This is a genomic window from Stenotrophomonas maltophilia (assembly GCF_013464485.1).
Lineage (GTDB): Bacteria > Pseudomonadota > Gammaproteobacteria > Xanthomonadales > Xanthomonadaceae > Stenotrophomonas > Stenotrophomonas maltophilia_AW.
In genome coordinates this window covers 48021-57578 of sequence record NZ_RAUX01000043.1, presented here as the reverse complement: position 1 = coordinate 57578, position 9558 = coordinate 48021, and the positions used below count along the sequence as shown (strand labels likewise).

Here is a 9558-nt window from a genome sequence, read left to right as displayed (position 1 = left end):
CGGTAGCTCCGCATCCAACGATGTCGCGCGCAGTCTCTGGTTGATGTTGCCGGCCAGCGGCCGGCACTACCGCAGGTGCCGGGCGATACCCCTTACACTGGCCGCCTTCCCTGCGCTGCCCACCCGATGAACCTTCCCCTGCACTTCGGCCTGCTCGGCACCCTGGAAGCCGGCGCCATCGCCCTGCTGGTCGGCCTGCTGGTGTACTTCCTGTGGTCGCGGTTGTGCCGGCTGCTGCACTGGTCGATGGGGCATGCGATCGGCTGGGCCTGTGTCATCTCGGTGGTGGCCTCGGCCGGCATCGATGCGTGGAAGCTGTTCTACATGGGCATCGTGCGGCTGGAGTCACCGCTGTACGCGCGCATCTTCCTGTCCACGATCCACGATCCGAACGAACTCGGCAGCCGCGTGGTGCTGGAAATCGCCGGCGCGCTCGCCGGTGTGGCGTTGGGATGGGTGATGTTCAGTTCGCGGTCATCAGAACAAACCGTCGACTGACGCAGGTTTTTCGTTGGTACCCGGTTAAATCCGGGCGCGCTGAATGCGCAGCTTATGAGCCACTCACTTCACCCTAACCACCGCGCTAATGCATGCGCGCGAGCCAGTGGTTAATCGTGCGTGTTGACGTCGGTCGCGGCGCAAAATCGATTCAGAAACGCGGTGGCAGGGTAGGTGCCGTGCGGAGACAACACGCCGCGCAACACCACCCAATTGGTAGGAGACACCCCTGATGACTATTCGCAACCGCAAGCCCCTGATCGCCCTGATCGTTGCCGCCGGCAGCGTGCTGGCCATTCCGGCGATGGCCCAGTCGGCCAAGCAGCAGGCCGCGCAGGCACAGAACGAGGCCGCGCAGGCGCAGCAGTCGGCGGCACAGGCAGGGCAGGCGGCTGACCGGGCGACCAATGCGGCCGCAGCGGCATCGGCGCAGGCCAACGGCGGTGGCCAGACCTGGGCCAGCATCGATACCGATGGCAACGGCACCATCAGCAAGACCGAGGCACAGGTGAACGCGGGCCTGGCGCAGGTGTTCGACCAGGCCGATACCAACAAGGACGGCGAGTTGAGCGCCGATGAGTACAAGGCCTACGTGGCCGCCCAGCAGGCAGGTGCGGGCGGCGCAGCGCAGGGTGCGCAGGGCAGGTAAGACCTGCATCGGGGCGTATGGGTACCCGGGCGGCTTCGGCCGCCCGGGTTTTTTTCGTCACCACGGCCCCTGTATCCTTGCGCGATGAACACCTCCACGCCTGCGCCGTCGCGCGCCATTGGCCTGGTCGGTTTTGACGGTGACGATACGCTGTGGAAGAGCGAGGACTACTACCGCAAGGCCGAGCAGGATTATCTTGACCTGCTGTCGCGCTACGTCGACGTGCATGACACCCAGACCGCGCGCCACCTGCTGGAAGTGCAGCAGCGCAACCTGGCCGTGTTCGGCTACGGCGTGAAGGGCATGGTCCTGTCGATGATCGAAGCGGCCATCGACATCACCGGCCAGCGTATCGATGCCAAGGACATCCAGCGCATGCTGGACATCGGCCACGACACCCTGCGCCACCCGGTCGAACTGATCGACGGCGTGCGCGAAGCGGTGGCGGCCATCGCCGAGCACTACCCGGTGGTGCTGATCACCAAGGGCGACCTGTTCCACCAGGAAGCGAAGATCAACCTGGCCAACCTGCGCGAGCTGTTCCCGCGCATCGAGATCGTCTCGGAGAAGGACCCGGAAACCTACGCCCGCGTGCTGGCCGAGTTCGATCTTCCGATGCAGCGCTTCGTGATGGTCGGCAACTCGCTGCGGTCGGACATCGAGCCGGTGGTCACCCTCGGTGGCTGGGGCGTGCATACCCCGTATGCGGTCACCTGGGCCCACGAGACCCAGCACGGCGTGGCTGACGACGAACCGCGCATGGTCACCGCCGATACCGCCCACGACTGGCCGGCCGCACTGGCCGCGATCGAGGCCAAGGCCGCTGCTGCGGCCTGACAGGGCCTGGCGGCTGCGGCAGAATCGGGCCATGAACCACCGACTGCGCGCGTTGCTGTTGTCCCTGCTGCTGGCGCCGGCCACTGTGCTGGCCCAGCAGACCGCCGAGCGTTCGGCCACCTATGAAGTGGACACCGGCGACAGCTGGGTGGATGCCCAGCTGCAGGACATCAACCACTACGCCGAGCGCTACCCCCACGCCTTCCTCGACGAGGTGTCGCGCTATGCCGGCGTGCCGCGTGGCTACATCAGCGCGCTGTTCACCACCCATGGCTGGCAGGCCGGGGACATCTACTTCGCCTGTTTCTGGGCCAAGGCCAGCGGCCAGACCTGCCGCGACAGCGTCCGCGCCTTCAGCCAGGACCCGGACGGCGGCTGGGAAGCCGTGGTGAAGCGGATGCCGGTGAAGCCGCAGAACCTGCATGTACGTGCGGTACGCCACGCCATCGTAGCCAGCTACGGACACTGGGACCGGCCGATCACCCTGGATGCCACCCTGAAGCGCCAGCTCAACCGGTAGTGCTGGGTTGCGTCTGGTGGGTGCGAACCTCGGTTCGCACTGGTCTGTCAGGGGCAGTCCGCCGGTCGTGCCCCCCGGAGCGGCCTAGGCGCCATGTTGCTGTGCATATCGCCGCCGCCGTGCACTCCGGCGACAATACGGGCCCGAGCTGTTCCCCGTTCCCGTAATCGAGTGACTGATGAGCGCCTCTTTCGTTTCGCCTGATGTGATCCGCCGCCTGTTCGCGCAGGCCATGTCCCGCATGTACCGCACCGAAGTGCCGCTGTACGGCACGCTGGTGGAGCTGGTGGAGCGGATCAACGCGCAGGTGCTTGCCCAGGACCCGGCGCTGGCCGCGCAGCTGCAGCGCAACGACGAGCGCGCACGCCTGGATGAAGAACGCCATGGCGCGATCCGTGTCGGCACCGTGCAGGAGCTGGCCACGCTGCGCCGCCTGTTCGCGGTGATGGGCATGTACCCGGTGGGCTACTACGACCTGTCGGTGGCCGGCGTGCCGGTGCATTCCACCGCCTTCCGCCCGCTGACCGGCGCCGCGCTGGCGCAGAACCCGTTCCGCGTGTTCACCTCGCTGTTGCGCCTGGAGCTGATCGAAGACGAAGCGCTGCGTGCCGAATCGGCGAAGATCCTTGCGCGCCGCCGCATCTTCACCGATGGCGCGCTGGCGCTGATCGACCAGGCCGAGCGTGACGGTGGCCTGTCGCAGGCCGACGCCGAACGCTTTGTCGATGAAGCGCTGGAAACCTTCCGCTGGCATGGTGATGCCACCGTCGACCTGCCCACCTACCACGCCTTGCACAACGCGCATCGGCTGGTGGCCGACGTGGTCAGCTTCCGCGGCCCGCACATCAACCACCTGACCCCGCGCACGCTGGATATCGACGCCGCGCAGGCGGCGATGATCGAGCACGGCATGGCGGCCAAGGCGGTGATCGAAGGCCCGCCGCGCCGCGCCTGCCCGATCCTGCTGCGCCAGACCAGCTTCAAGGCACTGGAAGAAGCCGTGCATTTCCCGGATGCGGAAGGTGGCGATGCAGGCACCCATACCGCGCGCTTCGGCGAGATCGAACAGCGCGGCCTGGCCCTGACCCCGAAGGGCCGCGCGCTGTACGACCAGCTGCTGTCGCAGGCACGCGATGCCGGCGGCGAAGGCAGCACCGGTGGCGACTACGGCCAGCGCCTGCAGGCGGTGTTCGCCAGTTTCCCGGATGACCACGACACCCTGCGCCAGGAAGGCCTGGGTTATTACCGCTACCAGCTGACCGACGCCGGCCGTGCCGCACCCGAACGCGTGGCCGATCTGCCGGCCGAAGTGCTGGTGGCCGCCGGCCTGGCCACGGCCGACCCGATCGTCTACGAGGACTTCCTGCCGGTCAGCGCCGCAGGCATCTTCCAGTCGAACCTGGGCGGTGAAGAGCAGCGCGCCTATGCCGCGCATGCCAACCGCGAGGCCTTCGAGCAGGCGCTGGGTGTGGCGGTGAACGACGAGTTCGAGATCTACGAGCGGCTGCAGGCCGAATCGTTGGCGGCGCTGCGCGGGTAAACGGCTTGCCGTGGAGCCGAGCGTAGGCTCGGCTCTACAGGGATTCTGCGGAGCGGCCCCTTGTAGAGCCGAGCCATGCTCGACTCTACAGACGCAGGCGTCAGCCCTTCATCGTGCCGGTATCCAGCCAACGCTGGTGCCACGACAGCGCTTCCGGCAACAGGTGCGGGGTGTGCTTGCCGTAGCTCTCGCGGCTGGCTCGGTCGAAGTAATCCTGCAGCTGCGCACGGAAATCCGGATGCGCGCAGTTGTCGATCAGCACCTGCGCGCGCTTGCGCGGGGTCAGTCCGCGCAGATCGGCCAGGCCCTGTTCGGTCACGATCACCGACACGTCGTGTTCGGTGTGGTCCACGTGGCTGGCCATCGGCACGATCGCCGAGATGGTGCCGTTCTTCGCCGTCGACGGGCTCAGGAACGCGGACAGGAAACCATTGCGAGCAAAGTCGCCCGAACCGCCAATGCCGTTCATGATCCGGGTGCCCATCACGTGCGTCGAATTGACGTTGCCGTAGATGTCCACTTCGATCATGCCGTTCATGCCGATGCAGCCCAGGCGGCGCACCAGTTCGGGGTGGTTGGAGATTTCCTGCGTGCGCATGATGATGCGCTCGCGGTAGAAATCGATGTTTTCCTTGAAGGTCTCGTTGGCCTGCGGGCTCAGCGCGAAGCCGGTGCACGAGGCATAGCTCAGCACGCCGTCGCGCAGCAGGTCCAGCATGCCGTCCTGGATCACCTCGGTGAACGCGGCCAGGTCGCGGAAGCCGCTCTTGGCCAGGCCGGCCAGCACCGCGTTGGGGATATTGCCCACGCCCGACTGCAGCGGCAGCAGGTTCGGCGGCAGGCGGCCCTTCTTCACCTCGTGCTTGAGGAACTCGATCAGGTGCGAGGCGATCTGTTCGCTGGTCGCATCGATCGGGCTGAACGGACTGTTGCGGTCCGGACCGTTGGTGCGCACCACCGCCACGATCTTGTCCGGGTCGCAGCGCAGCGCGGTATCGCCGATGCGATCGTTGGCGTTCACCAGCGGAATCGGCTTGCGGTGCGGCGGCAGCGCGGTGCCGTAGTAGATGTCATGCATGCCGTCGACGCCGGCCGGCTGCCATTCGTTGACCTCGACGATCACTTTCTTGGCCAGGTCCAGCCAGGTCTTGTTGTTGCCGACCGAGGTGGACGGCACCAGCGAGCCGTCCTCGCGGATGGCCGACACTTCGATCACGGCGGTATCGATCTCGCCATAGAAACCGAACCACACGTGCTGGGCAACGTGGCTGAGGTGGATGTCGATGTAATCCAGCTTGCCCTCGTTGATGCGGTTGCGCGCATCCGGGTCGCTCTGGAACGGCATGCGCATGGCGATGCCATCGGCCTTGGCCAGCGCGCCATCGAGTTCCGGCGCGGTGGAGGCGCCGGTCATCAGCTTGATCTGGAAAGGATTGCCCTGGGCATGCACCGCTTCGATGCGGCGGGCCAGTTCAATGGGAACGGCCTTGGGATACCCGGAGCCGGTAAAGCCGCTCATGGCCACGGTTTCACCGGGCTGGATCAGCGCGGCTGCGGCCTCGGCGGAGACCACGCGGTCACGGAGACGCGCGTTGGCGATGCGATCAACAGACATGACGACAGTGTTTCTGGGGGAAATCCCGATTATCGGCCATCCTCATCCGTACGGGGGGTTCTACCTTCGTGGAATGGCTTTTCCCGGGAGGGGGCACCCATACCCATCGGTTTTGTTTTGCAGTGCAGCGTGCAAAGTGCTTTCGCAGCCCGCACGATGGCCCTGCATCCCGACGTGGGGGAGGGAGCAGAGCCCGCTGGCAGTTCGCTGCAAGCGGGCTTTTTTATTGCCTGTCGCCCAGTATGAATACGCAGTTCCCATTATCGGTCGTGCCGGCCGCWGGCCGGCAACCTCAGTAACCTTCGGCAGGATCATCGGATTTGCCGGCCAGCGGCCGGTACTACCAGGTCATCGGTCAACCGGCCAGCGGCGGGCACGACCGGGTCGATACAATCAGCGCATGACCCTCGCCCCCGCTGAACTGCCCGCTGCCCTGCAGCCCGTTGTCGACCGCGCCCTGTCGCGTCTGGCCCAGGCGCTGCCCGAGCCCTTCCCGGCCGAACTGCAGCCGCTGCTGACCCGGCTGGCGGTGGCCAGCGACTTCGCCTTGGACACCCTGGTGCGGCAACCGGGCCTGCTGGCGCAGCTGGCCGCTCCCGGTTGCCCACCGATCCCGGCCCCCGTGCTCGATCCGCTGCAGCCCAGCGACTGGCCGGCACAGTTGCGGCGCTGGCGTGCGGCGATGTCCACGCGGCTGATCTGGCGCGACCTGGCCGGGCTGGACGACGTGGCGCAGACCCTGGCCGGCGCCACCACCCTGGCCGAGGACTGCCTGCGGCTGGCGTTGGACGCCCTGCAGCAGGAATTCGCCCAGCGCCACGGCGTGGTTCGCGATGGCGAAGGCGCCCCGCAGCAGCTGGTGGTGTTCGGCCTCGGCAAGCTCGGTGGCGGCGAACTCAACTTCAGTTCCGATATCGACCTGGTCTACGCCTACCCGCACGGCGGTGAATCCGACGGCCCGCGCGCGCTGGCCGCCGAAGAGTATTTCGCACGCCTTGGCCAGCGGCTGGCCAAGCTGCTGGACGAAACCACCGTCGATGGGTTCAGCCACCGCGTGGACCTGCGCCTGCGCCCGTTCGGCAGCGCCGGCCGTGTCGCGCTGTCGTTCGCAGCGATGGACCAGTACTTCCAGCGCGAGGGCCGCGATTGGGAACGCTATGCGTGGTTGAAGGCGCGCGCCGTGGCCGGTGATATCGCCGCCGGTGAAGCATGGCTGCACACCCTGCGCCCGTTCGTGTACCGGCGCTACCTGGATTTCACCGCGCTGGATGGCCTGCGCGAGATGAAGGCGGCCATCACCGCCGAAGTCGCGCGCCGCGAGCTGCACGAGGACATCAAGCGCGGCGCCGGTGGCATCCGCGAAATCGAGTTCCTGTGCCAGGCGCTGCAGCTGATCCGAGGCGGCCGCGAACCGGCATTGCGCGAACGCCGCCTGCTGGTGGCACTGGAGGCGCTGGTGGCCGCCGGTCAGATCGCGCCGGAGGATGGTGCCGCGCTGCGCGAGGCCTACTTGTTCCTGCGCCGACTGGAAAACCGCCTGCAGATGCTGCGCGACGCACAGACCCACGTGCTGCCCAGCGACGCATTGGACCGTGAACGCATCGCCATCGGTCTTGGCTACCCGGACTGGGACGTGCTGCGCGCGGCGCTGGCCGTGCAGCAGGCGCGGGTCAGTACCGAATTTGCCGCGCTGCTGGCGCCGCGCAAAGGCCAGGCCGCGCCCGACGCGCTGGCCAACTACTGGCGCAGCCTGCCGGACGGCAGCAATGCACCGCTGCTGGCCGAAGCCGGTTTCCTCGATGCCAACGGTGCCGACCAGTCGCTGCGCGATTTCGCCCAGGGCACCGGTGGGAAGTCGCTGTCCGACGCCGCGCGCGCACGGCTGGATCGCGTGCTGCCGGCACTGCTGCATGCGGCCACGCGTTCACCGCAACCCGATGCCGCGCTCAAGCGCGTGCTTGGCCTGCTGCAGGCGGTGCTGCGCCGGACCAGCTATCTGGCGCTGCTGGACGAGCAGCCCAGCGCGTTGGCGCGGTTGGTGGACGTGCTGGCGCGCAGCGCGCTGCTGGCCGAGCGCCTGGCCGCGTACCCGCTGCTGCTGGACGAACTGCTGGACGTGCGCGTGTCCGGGCCGATGCCGGATGCCGCCGGCATGCTGGCCGAGTGCCAGCAGGTGCTGGCGGTGGAAGATCCGGAATCCGCGCTGCGCTGGCTCAATGAAACGCGGCTGGCACTCAGCTTCCGCATGGCGATGGCCACGCTGGATGGCCGTCAGGGTGCAGTGGACAGCACGCGGCAACTGGCCGAGCTGGCGCAGGCGGTGGTGGTCACCGTGCTGGCGATGGCCGAGGCGGACATGCGCGCCGCGCACGGTGAGATTCCCGGTGGCCGTTTCGCGATCATCGGCTACGGCAGCCTCGGTGGCCTTGAACTGGGCTTCGGTTCCGATCTGGACCTGGTGTTCCTGCACGACAATCCAGCGGGCGTGGATGCCAGCGACGGCGCGCGTCCGCTGGAGCCGGGGCGCTGGTATGCGCGGCTGGCGCAGAAGGTGATGGCGCTGCTTGGTGCGGTCACCGCTGCCGGGCGCCTGTATGACATCGACGTGCGCCTGCGCCCGGATGGCGGCAAGGGTTCGCTGGTGTCTTCGTTGGCCAGTTACACCGAATACCAGCGCGAACGTGCGTGGACCTGGGAGCACCAGGCGCTGGTGCGCGCGCGTGGCGTGGCCGGCGATGCCAGCCTGTTGGCCGACTTCGAGCACGTGCGTGCGCAGACGCTGGGCCGCGAACGTGATGCCGGTGTGCTGTATGCCGACGTGTTGAAGATGCGTGGGCGCATGCGTACTGAACTGGACCGCAGCGATGCCGCACGGCTGGACCTGAAGCAGGGCGCGGGTGGCGTGGTGGACCTGGAGTTCCTGCTGCAGACCGGCGTGCTGGCAGGCAGCGCGCAGCATGCAGCGCTGCTGCAGCCGCGAGATACGCCCTCGTTGATCGATGCGCTGGCGGTTGCCGGTTTCCTGCCCGAAGACACCGCGCAGGCGTTGCATGGTGCACATGCCACACTGCTGGACGTGGGCCTGGCCTGTACGCTGGATCGGCGGCCACGCCTGGCACCGACCACACCGGCGATTGAAGAGGCGTGTGCAGCGATCAGCGCCGCGTGCATCGCAGCGGCGTTGCCGTTCGCCTGATGCGTGGTCGTGCGGGAATGCGCACTTGGTGGGTGCCAACCTTGGTTGGCATGCATGCAAAGCGCCAACCAAGGTTGGCACCTACCAAGGCATGTGCGGTCAGTTGGCGGCGCGCAGCGGCGCCATCTTCCACAGCAACGCGCGGAACGGGGCCAGCAGGCACACGCCGATCGCCAGCTTCACCGCCAGGTCGCCTGCGGCCCAGCTCACCCACGGCAGGCTCGAACCGGCAAACGCGATCGACCAGAAGATGGTGGTATCCACCGTGGCGCTGCAGGTGGTGGCCACCATCGGTGCGCGCCACCAGCTGCCACGGCGCAGGCGGTCGAACACGGTGATGTCCAGCAGCTGCGCCACGATGAACGCTGAGCACGAGGCAATCGCGATGCGCGGCGTGGCCACCCAGATCGACAACAGCACCGCCACCAGGAAACCGATCCACGCCACGCGCCGCGCCGGGCCCGGGCCGAAGCGGCGGTTGATCAGGTTGCTGACCAGGAACGCCACCGGATAGCTGAAGGCACCCCAGGTCAGCCAGTCGTTGATCGGGTACTGCACCAGCACGTTGGACAGCAGCACCACCGCGCCCATCGCCAGCACCGCCAGCACCAGGGCGCGCGGGGTCAGCGGGGCAAAAAGAGGGGCAGGACGCACGGACATGGCGAGCCGGGGGGACAAGAGGGATCGCCCATTATCCGCCCGG

General features: G+C 67.5%; 8 protein-coding genes. 6 read left to right on the top strand and 2 right to left on the bottom strand.

Annotated elements, in window-relative coordinates; all coding sequences use genetic code 11:
* Positions 1-126 precede the first annotated feature (126 nt).
* From D7Y61_RS18355 to hglS, 5 genes are all read left to right on the top strand, one after another.
* Complete coding sequence (locus D7Y61_RS18355; protein WP_180868358.1) at positions 127-498, top strand: hypothetical protein; 372 nt, start codon at positions 127-129, stop codon at positions 496-498.
* A 232-nt stretch (positions 499-730) separates the two neighbouring features.
* Positions 731-1147, top strand: coding sequence for an EF-hand domain-containing protein (locus tag D7Y61_RS18350; RefSeq protein WP_180868356.1), 417 nt, complete (start codon positions 731-733; stop codon positions 1145-1147).
* A gap of 84 nt (positions 1148-1231) precedes the next feature.
* Positions 1232-1984 carry an HAD family hydrolase gene (locus D7Y61_RS18345; protein WP_180868354.1) on the top strand — a complete coding sequence of 251 codons (753 nt, stop codon included), beginning with the start codon at positions 1232-1234 and terminating at the stop codon, positions 1982-1984.
* A gap of 31 nt (positions 1985-2015) precedes the next feature.
* Positions 2016-2504, top strand: a complete 489-nt coding sequence (locus tag D7Y61_RS18340) for a hypothetical protein (RefSeq protein ID WP_180868352.1) — start codon at positions 2016-2018, stop codon at positions 2502-2504.
* 178 nt (positions 2505-2682) lie between these two features.
* Complete coding sequence (hglS, locus tag D7Y61_RS18335; RefSeq protein ID WP_111201280.1) at positions 2683-4044, top strand: 2-oxoadipate dioxygenase/decarboxylase HglS; 1362 nt, start codon at positions 2683-2685, stop codon at positions 4042-4044.
* Positions 4045-4144: 100 nt separating this feature from the next.
* Here the strand turns inward: hglS and D7Y61_RS18330 are convergent, their stop codons facing one another.
* Entirely contained in the window at positions 4145-5659 is a 1515-nt protein-coding gene (locus D7Y61_RS18330; protein ID WP_180868351.1) for an acetyl-CoA hydrolase/transferase family protein, read from the bottom strand.
* A 400-nt stretch (positions 5660-6059) separates the two neighbouring features.
* Between D7Y61_RS18330 and glnE the strand changes: the two genes are divergently transcribed.
* A complete protein-coding gene (gene glnE / locus D7Y61_RS18325) occupies positions 6060-8855 on the top strand; it encodes a bifunctional [glutamate--ammonia ligase]-adenylyl-L-tyrosine phosphorylase/[glutamate--ammonia-ligase] adenylyltransferase (protein WP_180868349.1) in 2796 nt (931 codons plus the stop codon).
* A gap of 99 nt (positions 8856-8954) precedes the next feature.
* Here glnE and D7Y61_RS18320 read toward each other — a convergent pair whose 3' ends face one another.
* The gene (locus tag D7Y61_RS18320) at positions 8955-9515 is read right to left on the bottom strand and encodes a queuosine precursor transporter (protein ID WP_180868347.1); all 561 of its coding nucleotides are present in this window, start codon (positions 9513-9515) and stop codon (positions 8955-8957) included.
* Positions 9516-9558 lie beyond the last annotated feature (43 nt).